Genomic DNA, 25,983 nt, shown 5'->3' with positions numbered 1-25,983 from the left:
AGATACAACAAGCCTATAAAACAAAAGGCTTCCCAATTGAGAAGCCTTTTGTTTAAAATAAATATAAATTATGCTTTTTTGGTTTCGGCACAGCAAGCCATCGTACAGTCTTTTTTACAAGCGCTTTTTTCAGTTGTTGTATTTTTTTCACAACACTCCATTTCACAGTTTGCTTTTTCAGCATCTGTTTTATCTGCACAACATTTCATTTCACACTTTTTACTCGCTAATTCAGTGTTGCAACAAGGCATTTTACAGTTGGTTTTACAAGCCTTAGCTTCAGCATCTGTTTTTGCTCCACATTCTTTTTTACAATCTTTTTCGCAAATTTTACTGGTTTTATACATGTTATCTCCAATACCATCAACAAATGCCATTAACTCTGCTTTGTTTGTTTTGTTGGCATCAAACTTCACATTAGCAATGCTATCGTTAAACACTACGTTAGCTTCTAAAACACCCTCTTTTTTATTTAAATCTGAAGCTATTTTTTTAGCACAGCCAATCTCACAAGTCATTCCTGAGATAGCAAAACTAGCTTCTTGTATATTTGCAGCTACCTCTTGATTTTGTGGAGTTTCTTCTTTTTTTGCTTCATTGTTACATCCAACAGCTAAAAAACTTACCAAAGTTAAAGCAACTACTATTTTCTGAAAATTCATCATTTTTATTTATTAAGTTATTCCGCAAATTTATCAATAAAATCAAAAACAAAATTAAAAATAGACGATTTTTGCGCTTAAATTGATTGATAATGAACAACCAACAAAGAAAATGGCTGTATTTAGTAGTGCTTTCACTGGTTTGGGGGAGCTCTTTTATTTTAATGAAAAAGGCATTAGTCGGATTAAGCCCTGTTCAAGTAGGCGCATTACGAATGCTAATTACAGCCATTTTTTTATTGCTAGTTGGTAGTGAGAGCTTGAAAAGAATTCAAAAAAGACATTGGAAATATGTCGCAATAACAGCTGCGGTAGGAACGTTTTTTCCTTCATTTTTGTTTGCTTTTGCCATAAGTAATATAGACAGTTCTGTAGCCGCTATTTTAAATTCATTAACACCACTTAACACCTTTATTTTTGGAGCTTTGGTTTTTGGTTTTACATTTAAAAGAAAACAATTTTTTGGTATTTTAATAGGGCTTGTTGGCACTTTGATACTTATTCTAAAGGGCGCTGAATTGAACCCGAATCAAAACTATTGGTATGCAACTTTAATATTTATAGCCTCTATAGGGTATGCCTTTAATGTAAATATAATTAAAAAGTACTTATATGATTTAGATGCATTGGCAATTACAACAGGTAATTTTTTGCTATTAATTATACCTGCGTTTATAGTTTTGGTATTTTCTGGATTTTTTTCAACTTTTGAAGTAACTACAGAAACCGCTTCGGCATTAGGTTATATAACTGTGCTGGCTGTGGTGGGCACGGGAATGGCAAAAGTATTATTTAATAAGATGATACATTTGTCATCGCCTTTATTTGCTTCATCTGTAACATATTTAATTCCTATTGTAGCAGTTTTTTGGGGTATTCTTGATGGAGAAAAATTAAGTATTATTCAGTTATTAGCTACTGGAATTATTTTACTAGGTGTTTGGTTGGCAAATAAGTCAAGTTAGTTTCGAAATTTGAATTTGAATAAGTTTTAGGGTTTTAATAGTCTTAAAATTAATAGTGTCTCATGTTGATAGAATAAAGTATGAGTGATATATAAAACATTTCAATACTAAGAGCTACTTGTGCACATGAGATTTACTTCCGCTAAACCTTACGGTTCCTCCCCTATTCGGATTTTTTTAAATCAACACTACCATACATCAAACACACATATACTAGAAATAAAAATGCCCAGAAAAATAGCTTCTGGGCATTTTAATATCTTTTACAATGAAACTTAGTTAAGACATATCAAAGTAATTAATTTTTGTAATCATATTAGTTTCCTGATCGAACGCAATATTAATAAAGATATTGCACTCATCACATTCGGCATATAAAATACTTTTAGCACCGTTTCTACCAGTACTAAAAGAAACATCTCCTAACTTACTAATGGGGTCTCCAACAGTTACGGTATTTCCTTTTATAGTAAAAGTAGATTCGTTGGTTAATACATCTAAAGATTCTATGTAAGGCTTTTTTCCTGAAATAGAAAAGTCTAGCTTCAAACCATTGAACTTGAAATAGTAATAAAAGCCGTTTTCTTCATAAGAGTTGGCAGGGCCTAGTAAAGATTCTAATTTTGGTTGTTTTCCAAAGGTTTTTTTTATATCTGTTAGAGCAATATTGTTTATTTTAATATCATTAAAATCTGATTTGGTAATGATATTGGTTTGACTTTTCGCTACAATACTGGTCAGTAAAAAAAATAGTAGAACTAGTTGCTTCATTATTAAATACAAAAAAATTAATTATACAAAATCTTAAATTTAGTAGTCAATTTCCCAGTTGGCAAATATATAATAGTACACTATTAATAAGATAAAAAAACTAGTTAAAATTTACTGCGATATTAATTTTTTTGTTGAGTTCTTCTTCGTATTTCGATAGGGTTTTTTCATCCCAATTAAAACAAGCTGCAAATTCTTGTATAACGAAGTCTTTATATGCATCAACACTAGGCTTGTCAAAAAATAAACGACCGGTTCTACGCATAAAAAAGTCGGTTGGTGTACAAGCCATTTCATGTTTAACAGTAAACCAAACCTCAGCTTTTAACAAGCGTTTTTCTATATTCTCTTCGCTTAATTCATCAAACTTGTTTAAAATAAGTTCCGTTTGTTTACCATAATTGTGTACCAAATAGCTGGCATCTTTTTCGGTAAAACCAACTAATTTTATACGGTTGTAAATTTGATTGATATACAATTTTACAGATTTATAGTTTTGAAAAGGTCCTCCAGACAATACAATTTCTTCAGTTTGAATAGAATCGAAAGCTAGATTAAAACGACGTTTCATTTTTTTTGCAACAATGTCTACAATACGTTCTGCCATTTTTCGATAGCCTGTGAGTTTACCTCCAGCAATAGAAATTAACTTGGTGTCAGAAATAAAAATTTCATCTTTTCGAGACAATTCTGAAGCTGATTTTCCTTCTTCGTGAATTAACGGACGTAATCCTGCCCAAGATGACTGGATATCATCAATAGTTAATTGAATTTCAGGAAACATGTTATTTACGGCCTCAATTAAATACAAGGCGTCTACCATTGAGGTTTCTACAGTATCTTTATCTTGTTGGTAATTGGTATCCGTAGTTCCAAAATAGGTAATTTTTCCGCGAGGAATAGCAAACATCATACGACCATCTGGAATATCGAAATACACCGATTGCTTTACAGGTAGTTTTTCGTGCGGAACCACTAAGTGAACCCCTTTAGTTAAATGTAATCTTTTACCAATTTTTGAATTGTTTATTTGACGTAATTCATCTACCCAAGGACCTGCAGCATTTACAACATATTTTGCGTTGATATTGTAACTTTCACCTGTAAAAACATTGGTTGCTTTGGCACCTACCACACGTTTGTTTTCATAAATAAACCCATTAGCCTGAGTGTAATTAAGTATTTTTGCATCGTATTGGCTGGCGGTTTTTAACACCTCAATCGTTAAACGAGCATCGTCGGTGCGATATTCGGCATAAAAACCAGCACCTTTAAGAATGCTTTCAGGTAGTAAAGGTTCTTTTTTTAATGCTTCTGTTTTATCGAGCATTTTACGTTTATCATCACCTTCAACAGAAGCTAAAATATCGTAAACCTTTAAACCAAAAGAAGTTAGCCAAGAACCGTAAGTTCCACCTTCAATCAATGGTAAAATCATTTTTTCAGGAATTACTAGGTGCGGAGCTAGCTTATGAACAACAGCACGCTCGGTTCCTACTTCTTTTACCAACCAAAAATCAAACTGTTTTAAGTAGCGTAAACCACCGTGAATTAGTTTGGTTGATTTACTAGAAGTACCTGAGGCAAAATCGTTTTTTTCTATTAATGCGACTTTCATTCCACGAGAGGCTGCATCTAAAGCAATACCTGCACCCGTAATGCCACCACCAATTACGAGAATGTCAAATTCGGTTGTTTGTAATTCTTGTTGAATGTTTTTTCTATTGAAGGATGAGAAATTGTTCATAGAACTGTTTTTATCAATCAAAAATAAGTATAAAAAAAGATGATGGGTATAAAAAAAGAGCTGAATTTTTTTCAGCTCTTATAAAAATTTTACTTCTACAACTTTCAAATCAAATTAATGATTCCATTTTTTACAATGTATATCTGCCTCTTTTTTAAGTTTTTGAGAATTTACTTTTAATAAAAGGCAAAACAAAAATGTATATAGAAATATTTTGTCTTTAGTTATTTTGATGTTTTAGTTCTTCCCAATTTTTGTCTCCTTGAACTTGTAAATTTTCAGTATTACCATTTTTCCAGTCATCGAGCTTGTTAGAAAACCAAGAACTGTAAAAAAGGTACAATTTGCCATCTCTAATTTCATAAGATTCTGCATCGATGTTCATTTTGGTTTTTTTAGCCGCTATGGCATACGCACAATATCCGCCATATTGAGGAATATATTTTGTCGGATTTTCTTTGAAGAGCGCTAAATTTTTTTCTGAAGAAAACACAAACGTTGCTTCATCATAGGTTGTTTGATACTTTTTTTTACCCTCAACAGGTTCGCTGTTGGTAAAATAAGAAACAACATCATAGCCTTGAGCTACAAACCCTTTTTTATCAGTGTTATAATCTGTCTTTTGAGCATACAATACAGCAGAAGCCGTTATTAAAAATAATGTAACAAAGTTTTTCATTGTTTATAATTTTAAGAATAGTCGATAAAAATAAAGAACATTACAGTTTGAGAAAAAAATTAAAGTTTGTCTTTTTTAAAAGACCATAAAAACGTTGTTTATATTCCTCATGATGTAAACTAGTTACCTACAAAACCATCAAATTACAGCCACGTATGTCAGAATTATCAAAGCGACCAATAATTTCGAAGCTATTGTCTTGGTGCACTTTTCCTAAATCTTGTGTAGCGATAAAAGAACAAGAATTGTAGTTTGCTAAATCAATTACATTCATTCCACCCGATTTTCCCTCAGGCAATATAGTTAATGCATCTTCAGTATCGCGAGTTAATACTCGCATCCAAGGCGGACAGTTAAAAATACCGTTTCCTTTGGAATACGCTTGGCTTAATAATTCGGTCATTCCATATTCAGAATGAATCATATCTACACCAAACCCATTACATAAAAGCGCATGTAATTCGTTGCGAATTAGTTCTTTTCTTCTTCCTTTCATGCCACCAGTTTCCATAATAACAGTATTAGATAGGTTGAATTGATAGCGTTCTATCAAATCTAATAAAGCAAAAGAAACACCTATAAGTAGTACTTTTTTATGCTGTGTATCTAACTGTATGAGTTTTTCAGCAAGTTCGCCGAGATTGTTGAGGTAAAATCCACTTTCAGAATGTTTAGAACGTTTTATCAAATCGTTCACCATATAAATTAAAGAAGAACCGTTACGTTCTAAATAATTTGGTAACAAGGCGAGTACTACATAGTCTTCTATATTTCCATAAAAATGCTCAAAACCTTTTATATAACTGGTTTCATACCAAGATATATCGCTAACCAAATGCTTGCTAGTTGTACTTCCTGTAGTTCCTGAACTTGTAAAAGTTTCTTGAATGGTATCGGTTGAAGAGAGGACTTCTCGAGTTTTAAAAAATTGAATAGGTAAAAACGGAATTTCTTCAACAGCTTTTACATCAGAAGGATGCACATACAATAAATCGCAAAAAGAGCGATATACCTTGTTGTTGGTAAACTGGTGTTTAAAAACCTGAAGTGCAATACTGTCGAAATCTTTAGCCGATTGTATGTTAAAAATGATGTTTTTCATAAACTTATACAAAAATAAGAGTATTCAACGCAACCTCTCTAATTTTTTTTCATCTAACTTATAAATGAACAAATTATGAAGAAAATAATACTCCTTTTTATTACGATTTTTAGTTTTTTTTCTTGTACTGAAGACAGCACCTCAATCATAAATTCTGATAATTTATTACTTGGATATTGGTCAAAAGCTCAGTTTAAAAATGAGGAATTAACCTTTACAAGATTAACCTCATTACCAGATGAAGAATATGGAGTCTCTTTTAAAGAAGATGGAACCTTTATCGAAAGAACTTCGGGTTGGTGTGGTACACCACCATTGATTTTTTTTAATGTAAAAGGAACATGGAAAGCTTCTGATAAAACAGTAATTGAAGTCTCAACACAGAGCTATCTTAGCAGTTTCAATTGGCAAATACAACTGTTAACCGATGAAAAGTTAGTGGTAAAAAGAGTTCTTTCAGAACAAGAAAAAGATCATAGAAAACTACTAGATTTATTTATTGAAATACAGAATTTAGTTTACGGGGTTTCTTGCACAGATTCAAGTAATTGGACGTTTACAGCGTATGGTTCTAATACTTGTGGAGGACCGAAAGGGTATATCGCTTATTCAACAGAGATTGATACAGAAAATTTTTTACAAAAAGTGGCAGCATATACCGAAGCAGAAAGGCTGTATAACATAAAATGGGGGATCTTTTCAACATGTGATACCCCGTCAAAACCCATTGGCGTAGCCTGCCAAAACGGATACCCTGTTTTAAAATATTGATAACCCCCAAAATTTATGGTAGTATGAAAAAAAATTTAATTCTTTTTGTAAGTGTTTGTACGCTTTATTCTTGTTTAAATGATGACAGTCCTAATTTTAGTTACGAGTTTTTAAAGGTAGACAGTGCGACCACTCCTGAAAGTTTCACATTTGGAGAAGTAGATACTATTAAAATAAAGTATACGTTGCCAAATGGCTGCTACACTTTCAACGGATTGTATTATCAAAAAATAGATACAACCAGAATTGTAGCCGCTACAGCAATAGTGGCACTTAAAGATGCTTGTACAGAAGAGATAAGGCAAGAGGAATATGCTTTTCCTGTAGAAGCACTTCAAGAAGAAGACTATGTATTTAAGTTTTGGAAAGGTAAAAATGAAGAAGGAAAAGATGTATACGAAGAAGTGGTAATACCTGTAAATTTGTAGCATCAATTTAGAAGAACTCATATAAGAATGCTGTCGTCAAAATATCACAGCACAGGCTCAAGTTTATCAGCTATTTTCTGGTAAACTTTTTGCGCTTTGCTTAAAGTATTCTCGTAATTACCAAGATGCTGAAGATACGTTACAAGATAGTTTTTTAACTATTTTTAAAAAGATACCTCAGTATAAACATACAGGTTCTTTTGAAGGGTGGATGAAAAGAATAACCATCAATACTGCATTGCAAAAATACAGAGAAAAATCACCTTTACAGTTAGTCTCAGAAGCACCTATTGAACAAATGGAAGAAGATGTAGTGCTTGAAGCTGAAAATGTGAATATTGATATCTTATTAAAGTTGATTCAAAACTTACCAGATAGGTACCGTTTGGTTTTTAACTTGTATGTATTAGACAAATACGAACATAAAGAAATAGCAGGCTTATTAAATATTTCTGAAGGAACATCAAAGTCAAACTTATCAAGAGCAAGACAACTACTAAAGAGGGCGATAGAATCATATCAAGCAAAAGAAAAAAAGCATACTAGATGGAAGAAAACAATATTGATACATTATTTCAAGAAAAGCTTACAGATTTGGAGATTGCTCCGAACGAAAGTGTATGGAATGCTATTGAAGGAAAATTACAAAAAAAGAAAAAACGCAAAGTTTTTCCGATATGGTGGTTTTCTGGTGGAGCTGCTGCGGTTTTTATATTAGGCCTTTTTCTTTATTCGAATATGAATGAGTCAAAAAACACAGAAGATGTAGAGGTGATTGTGGTTGAATCGCCAACACCTACTTCAGAAGATAAAAAAAATAAACAACAAGAACTCAAAGACAATGTAGTAATTGAGTCAGCAAAAGAGAATACGATAGAAACCATTATTGCTAAAGAAGAACTAAAAAACAAAAAAACAGTAAAAGAAAAACCTCTTAAAAAGGATGTTTTGAGTCCTTATGATGTTGTAAAAGTTAGCGAAAAAGAGATGCCGGTAAAAAAAGATCATAATACGATAGGTAAAGTAATTGAGGGGGCTTTGCTAGCTAAAAACGATGTTACGAAAGAAGAAGAACAAGCTGGCAAGCTTAAAAACAGCTTGCCAGTTATTACAAGAGAGGAAGCACTTTTAAAAAGAAAAAAAGATACCGTAAACCAAGGTTTAAAACCTTCAGAAGACTTTATGGCTACGGTAAATAAAGAAGAGTTTGACGAAAAACAACGTCAAAGGAAGGTATGGACTATCTCACCAACAGTGGCGGTATTAAATTCAAGTTCTTTTTCAAAAGCATCTCCAATCGAGGCCAGTTTATCAAATTCAACAAAAGGTGAAACAAGCTATTCTTATGGGGTGCAAGTTGCGTATCAATTCAATAGTAAATGGACACTTCAATCGGGAATTCACTTGCAAGAAATGGGATATTCCAACCATAATGTTGCTGTAAATCCTGTAAACTCTAGTTCAGCAAATGTTGCGTTCAGTTCAGGAGAGAGTTTTGAATTAAGCGATGCTTCTGAATTAAATTTTGGTCCAGACTTTATATCTTTAGATTTGGGTAGTTTAGATGGTATACTGAGTCAAACGTACGGGTATATCGAAGTTCCAATCGAAGTTAAGTACAACTTGTTGGAAGTAAAAAAGTTGAAAACGGAAATCGTTGTCGGTTTTAGTTCCTTGTTTTTAAATAAAAATGAGGTGAATTTAAGCACGACTTACTTTTCAAATACAGGAGAAGCCAACAACTTAAACAAGATTAATTTTAGTGGTAATTTTGGTGTCGATTTTAACTACCAGATAACTAAAAAATGGTCGTTAAACGTCAACCCGATGCTAAAAACCCAGTTGAATACATTTAAAAACGATGCCAATGGGTTTCAGCCTTATTTCATCGGTTTTTATACTGGTATAAATTATCAGTTTTAATCCTTATAAATTTTAATCACCATATCACCTTTATCATTCATAGATGCCCTGTACATTCCAGCAGTATTGAATTCAAAAGCCATATTTCCATTTTTGTCTAATGCCACAACCCCACCAGTGCCACCGAGTTTTGTTAACTTGTTATGAATAACGTCGTTTGTAGCCTTTTTTAGTGATTTTTGTTGATATTCCATTTGTGCAGAAATATCATAAGCGACTTGCGCACGAATAAAATATTCGCCCCAACCCGTAGAAGAAACTCCACACGTTTTGTTGTTTGCGTAAGTGCCCGAACCAATAATAGGAGCATCGCCAATACGCCCCCAACGTTTGTTCGTCATTCCACCGGTAGAAGTACCTGCGCTAATATTTCCTTCTTTATCTAAGGCAACACAGCCTACTGTACCAAACTTACTGTTTTTAATAGTAGCATCATAAAAAGCCGCCTTTTTATCATCATGATCTAAGGCCGTTTTTTCTTTGTCTTTGATTCGTTGTAAAGATTTAAAACGACTTTCAGTATAAAAATAGCTTGGGTCTACAATTTCTAATCCCTGCTCCTTAGCAAACTGAGAAGCGCCAGTTCCCGAAAGCATGACATGGTCAGAGTTTGTCATCACTTTTCTAGCGGCTTCAATAGGGCTTTTAATATCTTTTACTCCCGCTATAGCCCCAGCATTTAATGTTTTTCCATCCATAAAAGAAGCATCTAGTTCATTTGTTTCTTCATGCGTAAAAACGGCACCTTTGCCTGCATTGAATAACGGAGATTCTTCAAGTACCTGAATGGTTTTTACTACAGCATCACCACTAGAGCCACCTTTTTTTAAAATTTCATATCCTGTTTTTACAGCTTCTGCTAGCTTAGCTTTGTAAGCAGCCTCTTTCTCTGGTGTCATATTCTTTTTTAAAATAGTTCCCGCTCCTCCGTGGATAATAATGGCGAACTCATTTACAGGTATGTCTTTTTGCGAATTAGAAGGTGTTTTAGAGCTAGGACTGCAAGCTGACAAAATCAGCATTAAAGAAAGTAAGAGATGAATGTTTTTCATGGTGTTGTTTGTTTTTAAACAAAGACAGTTGTTTTTGTTTAATTTATTAATTTATTCGTAGTTTTGAAACCTAAATTTAAACAACTAAAATTACAATATAAAATATGGCAAATTTTGGTATCGAAGAAGCTTTAGAAACGTTAGGCTTACAAGAGATAAACGAAGGAAGTTCAACAGGTTCAGTAAACTTTTCAAATGGTGAAATTATAGCATCATATTCTCCAGTAGACGGAAAGTTAATAGGAAAAGTAAAAGCTTCTACCAAAGAAGATTACGAAAAGGTAATGACTACTGCTACGGCAGCATTCAAAACATGGAGAGCAATCCCAGCACCACAACGTGGAGAAATTGTTCGTCAGTTTGGAAACAAATTACGAGAATTAAAAGAACCTTTAGGTAAATTAGTTTCTTACGAAATGGGTAAATCGTACCAAGAAGGTTTGGGTGAGGTGCAAGAAATGATTGACATTTGTGATTTTGCTGTAGGCTTATCGCGTCAGTTAAACGGACAGGTAATTCCGTCAGAAAGACCAGGACACGTTATGAGAGAGCAATGGCATCCATTAGGCGTTGTAGGTATTATTTCAGCATTTAATTTCCCAGTAGCTGTGTGGTCTTGGAACACCGCTTTGGCTTGGGTATGTGGTAACGTATGTGTATGGAAAGCTTCTGAAAAAGCACCGTTATGTTCAGTAGCTTGTCAAAATATTATTGCCGCTGTTTTAAAAGACAATAATTTACCAGAAGGAATTTCTTGTATTGTAAACGGAGATTATAAAGTTGGGGAGTATCTTACTGCAGACACTCGTGTTGCTTTGGTATCTGCTACGGGTTCTACAAGAATGGGAAGAATTGTTGGAGCTAAAGTTGCTGAGCGTTTTGGTAAATCGTTGTTAGAGTTAGGAGGAAATAATGCCATTATCATTACACCAACGGCAGATTTAAAAGTGGTAGTTCCAGGCGCTGTATTTGGAGCGGTTGGTACCTGCGGACAACGTTGTACATCTACACGCCGTTTAATTATTCACGAATCTGTTTACGATAAAGTAAGAGATGCTATTGTAGGCGCTTATGGTCAAATTAAAATAGGAAACCCGTTAGATGAATCGAATCATGTAGGACCGTTAATTGACAAAGATGCAGTGAATACTTATTTAGCAGCTATAGAAAAAGCAAAAGCTGAAGGAGGAAAGGTATTGGTTGAAGGAGGCGTTTTAGAAGGAGAAGGATACGAAAGCGGTTGTTACGTAAAACCAGCTATTATAGAAGCTGAAAATCATTATGAAATTGTACAACACGAAACATTTGCACCGATTTTATACTTAATGAAGTATTCAGGAGATGTTGAAAACGCTATTGAATTGCAAAACGGAGTTGCGCAAGGATTGTCTTCTTCGATCATGACCAATGAAATGAAGGAAGCTGAAAAATTCTTATCATTTGCAGGTTCTGATTGTGGTATTGCCAATGTAAATATAGGTACCTCTGGTGCTGAAATTGGAGGAGCTTTCGGTGGTGAAAAAGAAACAGGTGGTGGGCGTGAGTCTGGATCTGATGCTTGGAAAACGTACATGCGACGCCAAACCAACACGGTAAATTACTCAGACGAGTTGCCATTGGCACAAGGAATTAAATTCGACTTATAGTAAACCACCTTGGGGTATCATACCCTTTGGCGGTGCTAATAAATAACAACTACTAAATCAAAAGAACCTCAGCGTAAGATGCACTCTTAGCTGAGGTTTTTTTAATGAGTAATATTCGCTGGTTTTTACTTTCAGTATTTTACTTCGTTAAGATAAATATGTATCATGTGTCACCTCGAACGTATGTGAGAGGTCTGCGTATTGCTTATATACATGCTTGATTTATGGACTTATAGTTCATATAATATCAACTTGAAATGAAGTCAACCAAAGAACGTTTTACATTGAATAAAGATTACTTTAACAAAACTATACAACTCTATTAACAGAGTTTTAAAACATATGTTGGTATTTTAGTTGTCTACTTAACACAATTGCAAGAAAGAAAGCTATGAAAAATCCAATAACAACAAACGAACGATTATTCAAAATCAAACGAAAAGGAAAGGGTGTCGACCTTTCAGAATCGATGTCAATCGTTAATGGAAAGGCATCCACAAAAAATTTTGAAACAGAAATATACCAACTTACATTTTCAGCACAAATAAATCAAGAAAGAAAGCAATATACACTTATGGTTACTGCTAATGAGTGTATTAGCGAAGAAGACAAAGAAAGCTTGCAAAAACAATTAGGAGTGGTGATTGAAGGTAGTGGAATGTATTTTGAAATAAGCGGGTACACCCATTCTTTTTCAATCCAAATTGATACAGTTGCCAGTGTATTTATAGATACAGACTCGGTACAAAACGGATTCATTTTATTTTGTCGATAATAGTTTAGAACGACTTTAAAATACAACATTATACAAAATAAATTGTATTTTGTTTTGTTTTTATATGTAATATGTTGTATTTTTGTCTTGCTTTTCTAACAGTTTATTGTATTTATGAACCTTATAATGTAAGCAGAAACAAAGTAGTGATGATGAACCCTTTCAGGTAGAGAAAAAAAGAAAAAGAATCAACAACTCAATTGTTTTGTCTGTGAACGCTTAAAAAATTAAACAATTGTATGAATAATTTAATATCAGTAGCATTATCGCAATATGGAGTCAAAGAGGTGAAAGGCTCTAAAGATCACCCTCAAATTTTAAATTACTTTACCTCGTTAGGTTTTGACGGAGGTAAGTTGAAAGACGAAACCGCTTGGTGTAGTGCCTTTGCAAATTGGGTAGCGAAACAAGCAGGATATGAACATCCGAATAAGTTAACAGCTCGCAGTTGGTTGTCTGTAGGAAACTCAACCACCAACCCACAACCAGGAGATGTGGTGGTTTTATGGAGAGAACATCCTACGAGCTGGAAAGGGCATGTAGGTTTTTTAATTAAAGAAACCAAACGCTATGTGTACTTACTCGGTGGTAATCAAGGAAATAGTGTAAGCATAAAAGCCTATCCTAAAAACAGGGTATTGGACTTTAGAAAATTGAAAAAGAATGGATAAACTTTCGCATTTTATTTTTTGGTTGCTCGCATTATTGTCGCCTTTAAATGGAGTGTTAACTACCATGATGTTTCTAATAGTCGTCGATTTTATTACAGGAGCCTATGCCTCTTTAAAATTGCATGTACCTATAAAAAGTGAACGTATCGGGCATACCATTTCTAAATTTGTGATTTATAATTTGGTTATTATATCTGCCTATTTTTTAGAAAAACACATCGTGAGTGAAGTCCCTTTCTTAAAAGTCATAGCAGGCTTTATTGCGATTACCGAAATAAAGTCAATTTTAGAAAATTATAACAAAATTTATGGAGTAAACCCCTTTAAGGCATTGCATACCTTTTTAAAACAAATCGGTATACATAGCACTCTAGAAAAAACAACCGAAAAAAAACAAAAAAACGATCAAGAAAAAGTTTAGCCCCTAACAAGTACAGTATTTAGTGGCTCTTTTTTATCAAAAAACAATTTAAAAACAGGTGAGTTCGATAGGTTAGTTACCGACTTTCAGTTGTCATTTCGAACGAGGAATGAGGAGAAATCTACTATTGGTAAGATGTCTCATTACGCATTCTTCTTTCTATCTAAATGACATGATACTGGTTTTAAACCTATTGAATGTGGTTATTGATATCGAACTCATGATAAAAAAGAACAAAAATGAAACAAAACAAAGAAACCTTAAAGCAATTTTTTGAAACAGGCGATAAGCCTACACAACAACAATATGGCGATTTAATCGACAGTTATGTAGATGCGCAACAAGAAGCGGGAGAAGCCAATCGCCGATTTGTGATAGATGAAGCAGGAGCGGTAAATGTAACTTCTGAACAACAGATACCCAACTATCAAGCTGGAACAAACATTTCGATTGATAGTACTAATCCTTTACAGCCTGTGATTAGCGCTACAGGATCTTCTGTAACAATTCAACAAGGAAGTTATTCGCCAACATTCAGTGGACCAAACTCTACTTTTTCTGCAACAGTATCTTCGGCAGAATATTATCAGATAGGAGACAGGGTGTTTGTAGACATAAAGTTAACAGGGGTAAATTCTGACGGAAATGCTTCTGGAGGTTATATACAGGCAAATATTCCTTTTAGTGCACCTTACAAAGCAACTACAGGTATTGTTACAAACCTATTAGATTATACGGTTTACTCTGGAGCATATATTCCTGATGGTTACAACCAAGTAAGAATTAAAGACACTGCTATTGTCAACGGAAGTTTAGCTATTTGCTTTAGTTACACTACTGGTGGGCCTCAATATTAATCGTACAAAAGTCTAGCACCTAGCAAATAAAGTTTTTAGTGGCTCTTTTTAATCAAAAAAACAATTTAAAACAGGTGAGTTCGATAGGTTAGTTACCGACTTTCAGTTGTCATTTCGAACGAGGAATGAGGAGAAATCTACTATTGGTAAGATGTCTCATTACAATTCTTCTTTCTATCTAAATGACATGATGCAGGTTTTAAACCTATTGAATGTGGTTATTGATATCGAACTCATGATAAAAAAGAACAAAAATGAAACAAAACAAAGAAACATTAAAGCAATTTTTTGAAACAGGCGATAAGCCTACGCAACAACAATATGCCGATTTAATCGACAGTTATGTCGATGCGCAACAAGAAGCAGGAGAAGCCAACCGTAGGTTTGTTATTGATGAAACGGGAGCGGTAAGCGTAGCTTCAGAGCAGCAAGCTCCTGAATATACTTTATCACCCATTTCAGGAACGAATACGGTCGATTTATTAAAAGACGGCGTAAGCGTCTCTCAAATTGACTTAACACCCTATTTGGATAATACGAATTTAGCACGATTGGTGTCAGGAACAGTAGATGTGAATGGTTTGGCAACCTTTACTCGAGACGATAATTCGACATTTACAGTAGATTTAAGTAATTTGAAGGATAATGTTCCAGTCTATCAAGCAGGAACCAACATTACGATTGATAATACAAATCCTTTATTACCTGTAATTAATGCAATTGGAGGAGGAGATACAGCAGGTTATGTTGCTGGATGGACAACAGAGAGACAATCCGGCAGTTCTATTACGATAGGTAAGGGTGTTGGGAAATTACGTTTAACAAATGGCTCGTCTGCTGTTGTAGGTATCGACGGTGTTGATTTTACTAATACAAGTAGTTTTGATTCACCTGCTTATTATTATGAAGCTACTATATTTTTGCCTGACGGAAGTTTTAGATACATTATTTTTAATAGTTTTACAGACGCCACAAATGGAACAATTGGTTTAGTTTCAGATGTACCGGGAGGAAGTCCTTCTTTAGGTTCCGTTTGGGATTTAGCGACTGGAGATTATGATTATTATGCTCACTCCGCAGGAAAAGCAAGCGGAGAACTCTCACTAGCAGGTATTTACTCTACTGCTTCTGGAGTGTTGTCTATTGCTTTAAATCGTGGTATAGCATCAGGTCAAGGATCCTTTGCCTTTAATGGGTCTTCTACGGGGTTTAATTCAGTCTGTTTTGGAGGATCATCTTCTGGGTTTTCTAGTTTTTCTCAGGGCATATCTACAGCTTCTGGTCGTTATTCATCGGCTTTTGGTATGTCAAACACATCTCCTTCTCCAGGTGAATCTTCTGTAGGTGCTTTTTCGACTAATTACACTCCTTCAAACATCGTTCAAATAGATCCAAATGACAGAGTCTTTAACGTCGGTAACGGGCTATCAAGTTTTAGTCGATCAGATGCTTTTACAATATTAAAAAGCGGAGAAACAGGAGTTGGAATTGATAACTTTGAAGCAAACACAACAGGAGAATTACTTCAGGTAAACGGCTCAATAAAATCCTCAGATTTAAAACTAACTGCATTACCTACATACGCTGATGACACAGCTGCTGGCACGGGAGGCCTTGTTGTGGGTGAAGTTTACAAAACAGCAACAGGAGAACTAAGGATAAAACTATAACAGTTTAATAATAAAAGTCTAGCCCCTAGCAAAATACAGTATTTAGCGGCTCTTTTTTATCAAAAAAAATTAAAAACAGGTGAGTTCGATAGGTTAGTCACCGATTTTCAGTTGTCATTTCAAACGAGGAACGAGGAGAAATCTACCATTGGTAAGATGTCTGATTACTCATTCTTCTTTCTATCTAGATGACATGATGCTGGTTTTAAACCTATTGAATGTGGTTATTCACATCGAACTCATGATAAAAAAGAACAAAAATGAAACAAAACAAAGAAACCTTAAAGCAATTTTTTGAAACAGGCGATAAGCCTACACAACAACAATATGCCGATTTAATCGACAGTTATGTCGATGCGCAACAACCCGCAGGAGAAGCCAATCGCCGATTTGTGATTGACGAGACAGGAACGGTAAATATAGCTTCAGAGCAGCAAGTCCCCGAATATACTTTATCACCCATTTCAGGAACGAATACGGTCGATTTATTAAAAGATGGCGTAAGCGTGTCACAAATTGACTTAACACCCTATTTAGACAATACGAATTTAGCACGATTGGTATCAGGAACAGTTGATGCCAATGGATTGGCGACATTTGTTCGTGAAGATAATTCAACTTTTACAGTAGATTTGAGTAATTTAAAGGATACGGTTCCTCAATACCAAGCGGGAACAAATATAACTATTGATAATACAGATCCTCAAAACCCAATAGTTAAAACATCAGATTCATTTGTGAATCAAGTACAAAGCATAGAAACTACTTTGAATAATAAATTAGATGTTAATGGGGGTGGTGATCAATTAACAAATGTAGATGCTGTAACTTTAAATGGAAAAAGTGATACTGATTTTTTAACAACTACGGGTGTACAAACTGTTTTTGGAAAAAAAACATTTAGTGTAGGTCAAGATTTCAACGGTGGTCTTGAAACTAGAAGAATAACATTTCAGCCGTCAACAACAACATCTATATCTTCTTCAAATGCGGGAATTGAATTAGATGTTAACAACAACTTCTTATTTTATACACCATTTAATATAAGTACAAACTTTGCTTTTAATAACAATAATTTAACTGCAAAAAGAACGTATGATTTACCTGATTCAGATGGAGAAATCTTATTAAAAAATATAGCGGATAATACTTATTTACCTATTGTCGGTAATACAGGAGGAATAGATATTACCGCTGGAGATTTTGTTACTATTAATAGTCAAGATAAAATTACTTTAAATGGGGTAGCAGGAGTTGAATTCACCAGTCCTGCTAATAACATCTTTACAGGCAATGTTATAGGAAATAGTAGTTTTTTTACTAAAAACATGGTTGTAGATCCTTTAGGTTCTAAGACAAATATAGCAGGATCTGTTTTTACTGTAAAAAAGCAAAGTACTGAGACTTCAACTAATGTTGCAGAGTTCATATCTGTAGATAGGCAAGCATCAGCCACACCAGGTAATACTAGTACAAATAGCTATGCTTTAGTAGCTCAAATCAAGAATAACTCTACAGTTGACGATGCCGGATTTACTGCTGCTAATTTAACAGGTAGTAGTTATAGTACTAATAATTATAACTTTTTATATGGGTCTTTGAATACAGCGACAGCTATAGGTACTGGAACTGGTAATTTCGTTGCAAGTACAGTAAATCGAAGTAAAATAACAGGTGCAGCAGTTGTCGACTATTTGAGAGGAAGTAGTTCAACAACTACTGTTGATAATGCTAGTGCTACCGTTAATTACATGCAAGGTTCTCATAATTCGCTAGTTTTTACTAACGGTACGGTAGGAGATGCTACTGTAAGCTATTTAGATATAGATAATGGAGCAGCTACTGTTACAGGAGATTTAGCATACATAAGAGCAGGAAATGATCCTTTACCTACTGTGTCAGGTAACGCTTATTTTATAAAGTCAGAGAGTGTACTTCCGTCAGAATTTTCAGGAAGCTTACAAACAACTCAATACAAGTTGTCTGCTTTAAATACAGCTCCCTCTTCTTCTTCTGATACAGGAACGGAAGGAGAAATTAGATACACCGCAGATTACATTTATGTATGTGTGGCAGCAAACACTTGGAAAAGAACAGCGTTATCTACCTGGTAAAATTTTGTAAAAAAATAAAAAACAAAACAATGGAAAAAATAAAAAAAGAACAAAAAGAAGCGATAACTTTTTTAATTAAATGTACAGAATATGCGCAAAGTAAAGGTGTTTTTAGCCTATTAGAAGCTCAAAACGCATTCAATTCCATAAACACACTACTTCCTTTGCTGGAAGAGAAATAGTGACAAACCAAAAAGTCTAGCCCCTAGCAAAAACAGTTTTTAGTGGCTCTTTTTTATCAAAAAAACAAATTTAATAACGATAAAAAAGAACAAAAATGAAACAAAACAAAGAAACCTTAAAGCAATTTTTTGAAACAGGCGATAAGCCTACACAACAACAATATGCCGATTTAATCGACAGTTATGTAGATGCCCAACAACCCGCAGGAGAAGCCAATCGCCGATTTGTGATTGATGAAACAGGAGCGGTAAGCGTAGCTTCAGAGCAGCAAGTTCCAACTTATCAAGCAGGAACTAATATTACAATTGATGAAACTGATCCAAATAACCCTATTATTAATGCTTCGGCTGCAGAATCTAATGATGTAAGTAATTTAGTGCCTTATGTAGGGGCGGTTAATGATTTAAACCTAGGTAACCATTATGTGAATTTAGGAAAAGAAGTTACTGTTGAGGGGAAAAATAAATCAAAAACCCTTTTAACATCTGATGAAGTTCCTTTTTTCAAATTAGGAACAGAGAGTTGGAATGGAGAGTCTTTTGTTCAAGATTATAACAGAAGTATAGGAATAGGTAGAGAAGCCTTGGATAATTACAAAGGAAGCGCAAACCTAGGTTTTGGAAGAAGAGCAGGGTATAACTTAGATGGTACAGGAAATTATATTTTAGGTATGAACGGAGGGGAAAACCTTAAAGGAAATTATAATCTTGCATTAGGCTATGAAGCCGCTAGAAATTTAAGTGGGCTTTATAACGTTCAGTTTGGAAATCAAACGGGATCAACAACCACAGGAAACCATAACATAGGAATTGGTTGGACTACTGCCTATAGTCTAATGGGAAATTATAATGTTGGTATAGGTAGTTATGCTGCAAATGCTTTATTAGGAGATTATAATACATTAATTGGTAGAGGAGCAATTGGCTATGAGACTCCGAGAGATTTAAGTAAGAAGTATATAGTAGAAGCTTCAGATATAGCTTCAAATGCAGAAATAACAATTTTAGAGCATGGTTTTCCCATAGGAAGTAGAAAAATGTTTTACTATGAAAAAGATTCAACGGATCCTACAAGTGAGACTTTAGTTAATATTGGTTGGAGAAATACTAATGCTTCTATTTGGGAGGTTATTGATGCGAATACACTAAAGTGTTTAACAGAGACCTATGTAGGAGATGCAGTTGGAAGACAGACTTTTACCGAGTTTTTACCTATTAACAATTCAACAGCAATAGGTAATGGAGCTAAATTAACTAAATCAAACCAAATGGTATTAGGTGATGATGATTTAGAAGAAGTAACAACAAAAGCAGAATATAAAAGTGTAGGTGCGGGTAAAGGTGTAGTATTAACAACTCCTGATGGGACAAAACAATATCGTATTAGTATTGATAACTCAGGGATCATTGTAACAACTTTAATTTAGGTATATAATGGATAAAGAACAAAAAGAAGCGATAACTTTTTTAATTAAATGTACAGAATATGCGCAAAGTAAAGGTGTTTTTAGCCTATTAGAAGCTCAAAACGCATTCAATTCCATAAACACACTACTTCCTTTGCTGGAAGAGAAATAGTGACAAACCAAAAAGTCTAGCCCCTAGCAAAAACAGTTTTTAGTGGCTCTTTTTTATCAAAAACAACTTGAAGTTGAATCACTCATATGATGTAGTTCTGAAACGAGTTTAGAACCTCATCAAAATCTATAGTGATTGCAACCAGTAAAAACAAATTTAATAACGATAAAAAAGAACAAAAATGAAACAAAACAAAGAAACCTTAAAAACATATTTTGAAACAGGAGACAAACCAACGGAAAGTCAGTTTATAGACTTAATAGACACCTTAAATACCCCTTTTATAGGGGAAATAAAAGCGGTAAGTTTTAACCTAGTACCAAAAGGTTGGGCAAAATGTGATGGGCAGTTACTTACGATAACAGAACATCAAGAGTTATTTAATTTAATAGGAAATAGCTACGGGGGAGATGGAGTATCAACCTTTGCGTTGCCAGACCTACGAGGAAGAGTGCCTTTGGGAGAAGGAAGTAACTCAGAATTATCAAACTACCCACTAGGTCAAAAAGGAGGAGAAGAAATAAATACCTTAACAGAAGAAGAGTTACCTCCACATAATCATTCAGCCTCTGGAACCATAAAAGCATCCAACACCAATGGTACTACAAATAACCCAGAAGGAAACTCTTTGGCTATTGGAATAGTACCCGTAAGCAGAACCTCTACTGAAGACGCTTATGTTTTTACGAACACTACTCCTAATATAGAAATGGCAACAAATGATGTAAGAATAACTATTAATGAAACAGGAAATGGACAGCCAATTAATAATATGCAACCCTACCTATCGGTAAATTATATTATCGCTTTGGAAGGAAGAATACCAACAATATAAAAACTTTAAAAACTAAATAAATTAAAGATATGAAACAAAACAAAGAAACCTTAAAGCAATTTTTTGAAACAGGCGATAAGCCTACACAACAACAATATGCCGATTTAATCGACAGTTATGTCGATGCGCAACAAGAAGCAGGAGAAGCCAATCGCCGATTTGTGATTGATGAAACAGGAGCGGTAAATGTAGCATCGGAGCAGCAAGCTCCTGAATATATGTTATCTGATGTGGTAAATAGTAAGCTATCTCTATTAAAAGATGGAGTTTCAGTTAAAGACGTAGACTTAATTACCTACACTCCTTCTGAAGTAGCTTTCTACAAATATTCAACAACAGATGATGTTAACAGTATAAATGGTATTCTAGCCACAACAAGTAATGATTTTTGGCAGATAAATCAAGTAACATTTAATAAGATCACACTAAATAATGTTGATACTGCTGATTTACACTCAAATGCTCATGCAGGACTATTGATAAGAATGATAAGTAAGTCAGATAATTTTACAAGCTATTTATTTTATTTAGAAAGCATAGATAGTAATACACCTTCAACAGTAACGTATAATGTTAAGCCTGTAAATCACTCTGGAAATTATACTTTTTCAGATAACACCAACTACGATGTTATTTTTGAAGTTGATTTGTATAAAAATGTAAGACCTGACTGGAATGAAGCAAATCCGAATAGCCCAGCATATATCACTTCAAAGCCGAATATTCCGCAGTATCAAGCAGGAACCAACATTACGATTGATACTACAGACCCTTTACAACCCATAATTAGTGCGAGTGGAGGGAGCATGTCAATAACAGAAGGAAGCTTTACACCCTCTTTTAATGTAAATGGTTCTTCTTTTAGCCCTTTTGATTGGGATGCTAATTATTATTCCGTAGGAGATAGGTTTTTTGTGGATATAAGGCTTTTAGAAGTAACCTCTAATGGCACCGCATCTAACGGGGAAATTGAAATCTCTTTAGATGATATAAACCCAGGAAGAGGAGCCAAATACACTGCGGTAGTCTCTGTATTTAATGGTAATAAACGGGAAAGTTATAATACTTATATGCCTTCAAGAGATAATATAATTTATCTAAAAGATGAAGTATTAGCTTCAGAAAACTTATACATTTCTGTTAATTATAGACAAGATATAAACCCTATTATAGCATAAAAAGTAGCGCTAGGATATCTTAAAAGTCTAACCACTAACATTCGTTTTTAGGGGTTCTTTTTCTATCAATTTTTAATGTTTCATGTCATTTCGACGAGGTAGTATCGAGCGGGTTGAGCGCAGCCGAAACCTAACTCCAAAAAACGCATCTCACCTTTTAACTGACAAACATTTTTCTAAACATTAAAAACAACAATATGAAATTTTTTAAAAATAACACCGATCGGTTGCTATTGGGAGTCGTTGTCGTGCTTTTGTTCATGAATCTTTTCAATAAAAGATACCAAAAAACAAGCCCACAACCCCCAAAAATAACCGTTGTTAAAGACACGGTTTGGCAAACCAAAATAGATACGTTTACCGTACAAACGGTAAAATATCAAAAAGTATATGTACACAAAAACGACCTCACTAAAGTGGTAAAAGACACCATTTTTATAAAAGACACGACCAATTATGTAGCCGCAAAAATATACCGAGATACGTTGAAAAATACCGATATAGAAATTTACAACTACGATTTGGTACAAGGAAAACTGCTAGACAGTCAGTTGTCGTACAAACTAAAAGTACCTCGAGAAATTACGATAACCAAAACCATTGAACACCCCAAAACCTATAGAAGTGGCTTGTATCTCTTTTCAGAAATAGGAGGCAATACACAAGGTTTTGACAACCTTAGTTTCGGATTGCAATACAACCGACAAGGAAGATGGTTTGCCAGTTACCGACTCAATATCAACCAATTCCGTCAGCCTACCCATAATGTGGGTGTTGGCTACCGATTGTTCAATTAAAAAAGAAATATGAAAAATGAAGGCAATCATAAACATAGACGACTTAATTAGCTACTTACAAGTTGGGAATTCAAATGGAAAGACCAACCAAGAAGTTTTAATTAACGTGAGTTCGGGATAAAAAAAGTTTCTTAATTATACGAAAAAAGCGAAAATTTAGTAAATTAAAGTACTGATTTTTAATTTTTTAACTAAATTTTCCGCTATGATTTCTGATTTTAAAATTACTGAATTTTTCTGTTCAATTGATGATTTTTGTACCGAAATTAATCAAGTTATTGATAAAAATGCTTTAGAAACCTGTTCAAAGATAGTTAGACGAAGAAAGTCTAAACTCACCGAAAGTGAAATAATCACAATTATGGTACTTTTCCATTTTAATAGTTTTAGGTGTTTTAAACACTTTTATATCGAATATGTTAGCAAACACTTGTCAAAAGAATTTCCAGATTTAGTTTCCTATAACCGATTTGTAGAATTGAAAAAGCGTTGTTCAGTGCCTATGATACTGTTTCTTCAAATGCACTGTTTAGGTCAATGGATTGGAAGAGGCTGAAAGTGACCTCCATATTTATTTTTTAACGTGAGTTCGGGATAGTTTACCCTATTCTTTGTAGGTTATCGATATTGATATTAGGTTTAGTTGGATAGAACGAATAAGCGATTAACCCTGCGACTAAATTTAAGATAAAATTATCGAAGCTTCTGTGTCTTGTGTGCTCTATTTGACATACGTTTTTCAAAATATCATTCACACTTTCAATAACAGCCCTTTTTCTAAGCATAATTTTATCATAGATATGCATAAGAGTATTTTTCATATTCTTTCTAATTTTTGTAACCAAATGTATTCCATCTACAAAAAGCTGTTCAAACAGTTCTTTACCTACATACCCTCTGTCGGCAAATATTTTTCCAAACACACGATTATGAAAGGCTTTATCTTTAAGTGGTTGTCTGTCATCTATATTACCTTGCGTAATTAAAAAGTCAACGATATCGCCCTTTTCATTGATAATAATATGAAGTTTAAAACCAAAGAACCACCCCATGGTTCCTTTCCCTTTTTTTGCGGTGTTTTTAAAAACTTTGTTCTGCTTTTCTCTTTTATAATGACATACTTTAATAGTGGTAGAATCTAAAAAGGAGATCCCTGTACATTGACCTAAACAGTGCATTTGAAGAAACAGTATCATAGGCACTGAACAACGCTTTTTCAATTCTACAAATCGGTTATAGGAAACTAAATCTGGAAATTCTTTTGACAAGTGTTTGCTAACATATTCGATATAAAAGTGTTTAAAACACCTAAAACCACTAAAATGGAAAAGCACCATAATTGTGATTATTTCACTTTGGGTGAGTTTAGGCTTTCTTCGTCTAACTATCTTTGAACAGGTTTCTAAAGCATTTTTATCAATAACTTGATTAATTTCGGCACAAAAATCATCAATTAAACAGAAAAATTCAGTAATTTTAAAATCAGAAATCATAGTGAAAAAATTAGTTATACAATTAAAAATCAGTACTTTAATTTACTAAATTTTTCGCTTTTTTTCGTGTAATTAAAAAACTTTTTTATCCCGAACTCACGTTACATTAGTAAAGCAGGTAGACTTTAAATAGATTAAAGTGTTGGTTTTTAGCTAAAATTATCTGCGATAAGTTTATGGAAAACCCATTTAAAAGTATGTAATAAGTCTTCTTTTAAATATTTTTGAGTTATTTGTACTTTCATAAGGATTTAAAAAAGAGAATCCATTTTTGAACGATATCACTAATTTTAAGAGCTTGTTTATTGATTTGGTTTACAAGTAATTATCCCATTTCTATAGCATTTAGCTATCGTTCAAGGGTGTAAGCCTGTCTTTTCTCTTTTGAATTACATTAGCTAGTATAAAACTTATAGCTGCAGGTAAAACCCAACCTAAATTTTTATCTGCTAACGGAAGATGAGTTTTTATATCTGTTAAAGAAGTATTATGAATAAAAAAGCCTAAAAAATCAGGAATACTAAATAGAAAAGTAACACCGATTACAATTTTAAAAACCAAAGGCGAGGCATATTTTACAGGAAACACATTCAACAAAATCAAAACAATAGTAATCGGATAAATAAACATCAAAGCAGGCAAAGCAATGTTTATAATGTGCCCTACATTTAATTGTCCCATGGCAACACCGAGTAAGCATCCTATAACAGCGGTAACAATAAATATTTTTTGAGAGTTATTACAAGCCCCTTTAAAATAATCGGCTGTTCCAGTAATAATTCCAACAGCAGTTGTAAAACAAGCCAAAGCGACCAAAACACTTAGAAAAACACTCCCAATATTTCCTAAAGTTTGATAACTCAACGAGTTTAGTATTGCTGTTCTAGTGGCGTTCTCACCAAAAGTAGCACTAAATAAAAAACCAATGTAAATAAGCCCCGTATAAATAATTAACAACCCCAAACCAGCAATAATTCCAGCCTTGATAATCACCTCTTTTTTCTCTTCAAAAGTTGAATTAGAATTAAAATTCATAGAAATAACCAACACACCACCTACAACAATAGAGGCAATCGCATCAAATGTTTGATATCCCTCCAATACACCATCAACAAAAGGATGTTGTAATGTCGTTGAATTTATTACGATTTCAGGAGCCGTAGAAATTCCCACGAAAATAATAGCTAATAGAATAACAATAATAAGAGGAGTTAAAAACTTACCTAGTATGGTTAAGACCTTTGAACGATTGATAACGAAAAGGAAAACAAGTCCGAAATAAATAGTACTGGTCAGCAAAGAACTACTCTGCTGAAAGTAAGGTGCGATTGCCATTTCATGAGTAACCGAAGCCGTTCTAGGCGCGGGCAAAGTAATACAAATAGCATATACTACAAAGCAATATATGAGACTAAAAGCAGGAGACACCTTTTTGCCAAAATCGTACATGGTTCCCTGTAATTTAGCATGTGCTAAAATTCCTATCATAGGAATAAAAACAGCCGTAATAAAAAAGCCAATAGTTACCCAAAACCACAAATCGCCCGCATTTTTACCCAAAAACGGGGGCAATATTAAATTTCCAGCGCCAAAAAACATTGAAAATAAAGCGAACCCGTTTATAAATATCTCCTTAGTTTTGTGCATTGCTTAACCAATTAGTAAG

Annotated in this window: 25 protein-coding genes and 2 pseudogenes; 19 read left to right on the top strand and 8 right to left on the bottom strand. The window is 33.9% G+C overall.

All coding sequences use genetic code 11. The features are described 5' to 3' along the window. Positions 1-68: 68 nt before the first annotated feature. The gene (locus P8625_RS10920) at positions 69-665 is read right to left on the bottom strand and encodes a heavy-metal-associated domain-containing protein (RefSeq protein ID WP_279650493.1); all 597 of its coding nucleotides are present in this window, start codon (positions 663-665) and stop codon (positions 69-71) included. A gap of 89 nt (positions 666-754) precedes the next feature. Between P8625_RS10920 and P8625_RS10915 the strand changes: the two genes are divergently transcribed. Next, entirely contained in the window at positions 755-1,627 is an 873-nt protein-coding gene (locus P8625_RS10915) for a DMT family transporter (RefSeq protein ID WP_279650492.1), read from the top strand. Between the two features lie 279 nt (positions 1,628-1,906). On the opposite strand, the gene P8625_RS10910 is transcribed toward P8625_RS10915, so the two are convergent. The 4 genes from P8625_RS10910 to P8625_RS10895 all read right to left on the bottom strand — a co-directional run bounded on the left by P8625_RS10910 (position 1,907) and on the right by P8625_RS10895 (position 5,926). Further along, the gene (locus tag P8625_RS10910) at positions 1,907-2,398 is read right to left on the bottom strand and encodes a hypothetical protein (protein WP_279650491.1); all 492 of its coding nucleotides are present in this window, start codon (positions 2,396-2,398) and stop codon (positions 1,907-1,909) included. 100 nt (positions 2,399-2,498) lie between these two features. Further along, positions 2,499-4,145 (bottom strand): glycerol-3-phosphate dehydrogenase/oxidase, encoded by a 1,647-nt coding sequence (locus P8625_RS10905; RefSeq protein ID WP_279650490.1) that lies wholly within the window; start codon positions 4,143-4,145, stop codon positions 2,499-2,501. Between the two features lie 220 nt (positions 4,146-4,365). After that, on the bottom strand, positions 4,366-4,824 hold the full coding sequence (locus P8625_RS10900) for a YHS domain-containing (seleno)protein (RefSeq protein WP_279650489.1): 459 nt from the start codon (positions 4,822-4,824) through the stop codon (positions 4,366-4,368). Positions 4,825-4,951: 127 nt separating this feature from the next. Beyond that, positions 4,952-5,926, bottom strand: coding sequence for a LuxE/PaaK family acyltransferase (locus P8625_RS10895; protein WP_279650488.1), 975 nt, complete (start codon positions 5,924-5,926; stop codon positions 4,952-4,954). 75 nt (positions 5,927-6,001) lie between these two features. Here P8625_RS10895 and P8625_RS10890 point away from each other — a divergent pair, with 75 nt between their 5' ends. From P8625_RS10890 to P8625_RS10875, 4 genes and pseudogenes are all read left to right on the top strand, one after another. Further along, the gene (locus tag P8625_RS10890; RefSeq protein ID WP_279650487.1) at positions 6,002-6,697 is read left to right on the top strand and encodes a hypothetical protein; all 696 of its coding nucleotides are present in this window, start codon (positions 6,002-6,004) and stop codon (positions 6,695-6,697) included. Between the two features lie 23 nt (positions 6,698-6,720). Continuing rightward, on the top strand, positions 6,721-7,125 hold the full coding sequence (locus P8625_RS10885) for a hypothetical protein (RefSeq protein ID WP_279650486.1): 405 nt from the start codon (positions 6,721-6,723) through the stop codon (positions 7,123-7,125). A gap of 43 nt (positions 7,126-7,168) precedes the next feature. Continuing rightward, a pseudogene (locus P8625_RS10880) lies at positions 7,169-7,663 on the top strand (RNA polymerase sigma factor); the annotation flags it as partial. 8 nt (positions 7,664-7,671) lie between these two features. Then, positions 7,672-9,048 (top strand): outer membrane beta-barrel protein, encoded by a 1,377-nt coding sequence (locus tag P8625_RS10875; RefSeq protein ID WP_279650485.1) that lies wholly within the window; start codon positions 7,672-7,674, stop codon positions 9,046-9,048. Here P8625_RS10875 and P8625_RS10870 read toward each other — a convergent pair. Then, positions 9,045-10,100: an isoaspartyl peptidase/L-asparaginase family protein gene (locus tag P8625_RS10870; protein WP_279650483.1), complete on the bottom strand. Its 1,056-nt coding sequence runs from the start codon at positions 10,098-10,100 to the stop codon at positions 9,045-9,047. The two genes, P8625_RS10875 and P8625_RS10870, sit on opposite strands and share 4 nt — an antisense overlap. Positions 10,101-10,204: 104 nt before the next feature. On the opposite strand from P8625_RS10870, the gene amaB reads away from it, so the two are divergent. The 14 genes and pseudogenes from amaB to P8625_RS10800 form a co-directional block, all read left to right on the top strand. Next, positions 10,205-11,746: an L-piperidine-6-carboxylate dehydrogenase gene (gene amaB, locus P8625_RS10865; RefSeq protein WP_279650482.1), complete on the top strand. Its 1,542-nt coding sequence runs from the start codon at positions 10,205-10,207 to the stop codon at positions 11,744-11,746. Positions 11,747-12,137: 391 nt separating this feature from the next. Beyond that, positions 12,138-12,521: a hypothetical protein gene (locus P8625_RS10860; RefSeq protein WP_279650481.1), complete on the top strand. Its 384-nt coding sequence runs from the start codon at positions 12,138-12,140 to the stop codon at positions 12,519-12,521. Positions 12,522-12,760: 239 nt separating this feature from the next. Beyond that, positions 12,761-13,192 (top strand): TIGR02594 family protein, encoded by a 432-nt coding sequence (locus tag P8625_RS10855; RefSeq protein WP_279650480.1) that lies wholly within the window; start codon positions 12,761-12,763, stop codon positions 13,190-13,192. Then, entirely contained in the window at positions 13,185-13,613 is a 429-nt protein-coding gene (locus P8625_RS10850) for a phage holin family protein (protein ID WP_279650479.1), read from the top strand. The genes P8625_RS10855 and P8625_RS10850 overlap by 8 nt, the downstream gene beginning before the upstream one ends. A 239-nt stretch (positions 13,614-13,852) precedes the next feature. Further along, complete coding sequence (locus P8625_RS10845) at positions 13,853-14,470, top strand: hypothetical protein (protein WP_279650477.1); 618 nt, start codon at positions 13,853-13,855, stop codon at positions 14,468-14,470. 254 nt (positions 14,471-14,724) lie between these two features. Continuing rightward, positions 14,725-16,140: a hypothetical protein gene (locus P8625_RS10840; RefSeq protein WP_279650476.1), complete on the top strand. Its 1,416-nt coding sequence runs from the start codon at positions 14,725-14,727 to the stop codon at positions 16,138-16,140. A gap of 260 nt (positions 16,141-16,400) precedes the next feature. Beyond that, a complete protein-coding gene (locus P8625_RS10835; protein ID WP_279650475.1) occupies positions 16,401-18,254 on the top strand; it encodes a hypothetical protein in 1,854 nt (617 codons plus the stop codon). Between the two features lie 29 nt (positions 18,255-18,283). Then, positions 18,284-18,436 carry a hypothetical protein gene (locus P8625_RS10830; RefSeq protein ID WP_279650474.1) on the top strand — a complete coding sequence of 51 codons (153 nt, stop codon included), beginning with the start codon at positions 18,284-18,286 and terminating at the stop codon, positions 18,434-18,436. Positions 18,437-18,531: 95 nt separating this feature from the next. After that, a complete protein-coding gene (locus P8625_RS10825) occupies positions 18,532-19,863 on the top strand; it encodes a hypothetical protein (RefSeq protein ID WP_279650473.1) in 1,332 nt (443 codons plus the stop codon). A 7-nt stretch (positions 19,864-19,870) separates the two neighbouring features. After that, positions 19,871-20,014, top strand: a complete 144-nt coding sequence (locus P8625_RS10820) for a hypothetical protein (RefSeq protein WP_279650472.1) — start codon at positions 19,871-19,873, stop codon at positions 20,012-20,014. Between the two features lie 181 nt (positions 20,015-20,195). Next, a complete protein-coding gene (locus P8625_RS10815; protein WP_279650471.1) occupies positions 20,196-20,849 on the top strand; it encodes a phage tail protein in 654 nt (217 codons plus the stop codon). Between the two features lie 29 nt (positions 20,850-20,878). After that, positions 20,879-22,027: a hypothetical protein gene (locus P8625_RS10810; RefSeq protein ID WP_279650469.1), complete on the top strand. Its 1,149-nt coding sequence runs from the start codon at positions 20,879-20,881 to the stop codon at positions 22,025-22,027. 197 nt (positions 22,028-22,224) lie between these two features. Beyond that, on the top strand, positions 22,225-22,824 hold the full coding sequence (locus P8625_RS10805) for a hypothetical protein (RefSeq protein ID WP_279650468.1): 600 nt from the start codon (positions 22,225-22,227) through the stop codon (positions 22,822-22,824). Positions 22,825-23,029: 205 nt separating this feature from the next. Then, positions 23,030-23,371 (top strand): annotated as a pseudogene (locus P8625_RS10800) (IS982 family transposase); the annotation flags it as partial. Positions 23,372-23,423: 52 nt separating this feature from the next. On the opposite strand, the gene P8625_RS10795 reads toward P8625_RS10800, so the two are convergent. After that, complete coding sequence (locus P8625_RS10795; RefSeq protein WP_279650098.1) at positions 23,424-24,317, bottom strand: IS982 family transposase; 894 nt, start codon at positions 24,315-24,317, stop codon at positions 23,424-23,426. Positions 24,318-24,662: 345 nt separating this feature from the next. Beyond that, the gene (brnQ, locus tag P8625_RS10790; RefSeq protein WP_279650466.1) at positions 24,663-25,964 is read right to left on the bottom strand and encodes a branched-chain amino acid transport system II carrier protein; all 1,302 of its coding nucleotides are present in this window, start codon (positions 25,962-25,964) and stop codon (positions 24,663-24,665) included. Positions 25,965-25,983 lie beyond the last annotated feature (19 nt).

The sequence above is a fragment of the Tenacibaculum tangerinum genome (assembly GCF_029853675.1).
Lineage (GTDB): Bacteria > Bacteroidota > Bacteroidia > Flavobacteriales > Flavobacteriaceae > Polaribacter > Polaribacter tangerinum_A.
Note: the sequence above shows the minus strand (reverse complement) of the source record. Positions and strands in the feature narration are given on the sequence as shown.

Bases quoted from the DNA above. Each gene is read 5' to 3' on its own strand.
- P8625_RS10835 (WP_279650475.1), top strand. From the start codon at position 16,401: ATGAAACAAAACAAAGAAACCTTAAAGCAATTTTTTGAAACAGGCGAT.
- P8625_RS10825 (WP_279650473.1), top strand. From the start codon at position 18,532: ATGAAACAAAACAAAGAAACCTTAAAGCAATTTTTTGAAACAGGCGAT.
- P8625_RS10905 (WP_279650490.1), bottom strand. From the start codon at position 4,145: ATGAACAATTTCTCATCCTTCAATAGAAAAAACATTCAACAAGAATTA.
- P8625_RS10795 (WP_279650098.1), bottom strand. From the start codon at position 24,317: ATGATTTCTGATTTTAAAATTACTGAATTTTTCTGTTTAATTGATGAT.
- P8625_RS10915 (WP_279650492.1), top strand. From the start codon at position 755: ATGAACAACCAACAAAGAAAATGGCTGTATTTAGTAGTGCTTTCACTG.
- P8625_RS10900 (WP_279650489.1), bottom strand. From the start codon at position 4,824: ATGAAAAACTTTGTTACATTATTTTTAATAACGGCTTCTGCTGTATTG.
- P8625_RS10855 (WP_279650480.1), top strand. From the start codon at position 12,761: ATGAATAATTTAATATCAGTAGCATTATCGCAATATGGAGTCAAAGAG.
- P8625_RS10860 (WP_279650481.1), top strand. From the start codon at position 12,138: ATGAAAAATCCAATAACAACAAACGAACGATTATTCAAAATCAAACGA.
- P8625_RS10910 (WP_279650491.1), bottom strand. From the start codon at position 2,398: ATGAAGCAACTAGTTCTACTATTTTTTTTACTGACCAGTATTGTAGCG.
- P8625_RS10895 (WP_279650488.1), bottom strand. From the start codon at position 5,926: ATGAAAAACATCATTTTTAACATACAATCGGCTAAAGATTTCGACAGT.
- P8625_RS10840 (WP_279650476.1), top strand. From the start codon at position 14,725: ATGAAACAAAACAAAGAAACATTAAAGCAATTTTTTGAAACAGGCGAT.
- amaB (WP_279650482.1), top strand. From the start codon at position 10,205: ATGGCAAATTTTGGTATCGAAGAAGCTTTAGAAACGTTAGGCTTACAA.
- P8625_RS10815 (WP_279650471.1), top strand. From the start codon at position 20,196: ATGAAACAAAACAAAGAAACCTTAAAAACATATTTTGAAACAGGAGAC.
- P8625_RS10920 (WP_279650493.1), bottom strand. From the start codon at position 665: ATGATGAATTTTCAGAAAATAGTAGTTGCTTTAACTTTGGTAAGTTTT.
- P8625_RS10850 (WP_279650479.1), top strand. From the start codon at position 13,185: ATGGATAAACTTTCGCATTTTATTTTTTGGTTGCTCGCATTATTGTCG.
- P8625_RS10810 (WP_279650469.1), top strand. From the start codon at position 20,879: ATGAAACAAAACAAAGAAACCTTAAAGCAATTTTTTGAAACAGGCGAT.
- P8625_RS10845 (WP_279650477.1), top strand. From the start codon at position 13,853: ATGAAACAAAACAAAGAAACCTTAAAGCAATTTTTTGAAACAGGCGAT.
- brnQ (WP_279650466.1), bottom strand. From the start codon at position 25,964: ATGCACAAAACTAAGGAGATATTTATAAACGGGTTCGCTTTATTTTCA.
- P8625_RS10885 (WP_279650486.1), top strand. From the start codon at position 6,721: ATGAAAAAAAATTTAATTCTTTTTGTAAGTGTTTGTACGCTTTATTCT.
- P8625_RS10830 (WP_279650474.1), top strand. From the start codon at position 18,284: ATGGAAAAAATAAAAAAAGAACAAAAAGAAGCGATAACTTTTTTAATT.
- P8625_RS10870 (WP_279650483.1), bottom strand. From the start codon at position 10,100: ATGAAAAACATTCATCTCTTACTTTCTTTAATGCTGATTTTGTCAGCT.
- P8625_RS10805 (WP_279650468.1), top strand. From the start codon at position 22,225: ATGAAATTTTTTAAAAATAACACCGATCGGTTGCTATTGGGAGTCGTT.
- P8625_RS10890 (WP_279650487.1), top strand. From the start codon at position 6,002: ATGAAGAAAATAATACTCCTTTTTATTACGATTTTTAGTTTTTTTTCT.
- P8625_RS10875 (WP_279650485.1), top strand. From the start codon at position 7,672: ATGGAAGAAAACAATATTGATACATTATTTCAAGAAAAGCTTACAGAT.
- P8625_RS10820 (WP_279650472.1), top strand. From the start codon at position 19,871: ATGGATAAAGAACAAAAAGAAGCGATAACTTTTTTAATTAAATGTACA.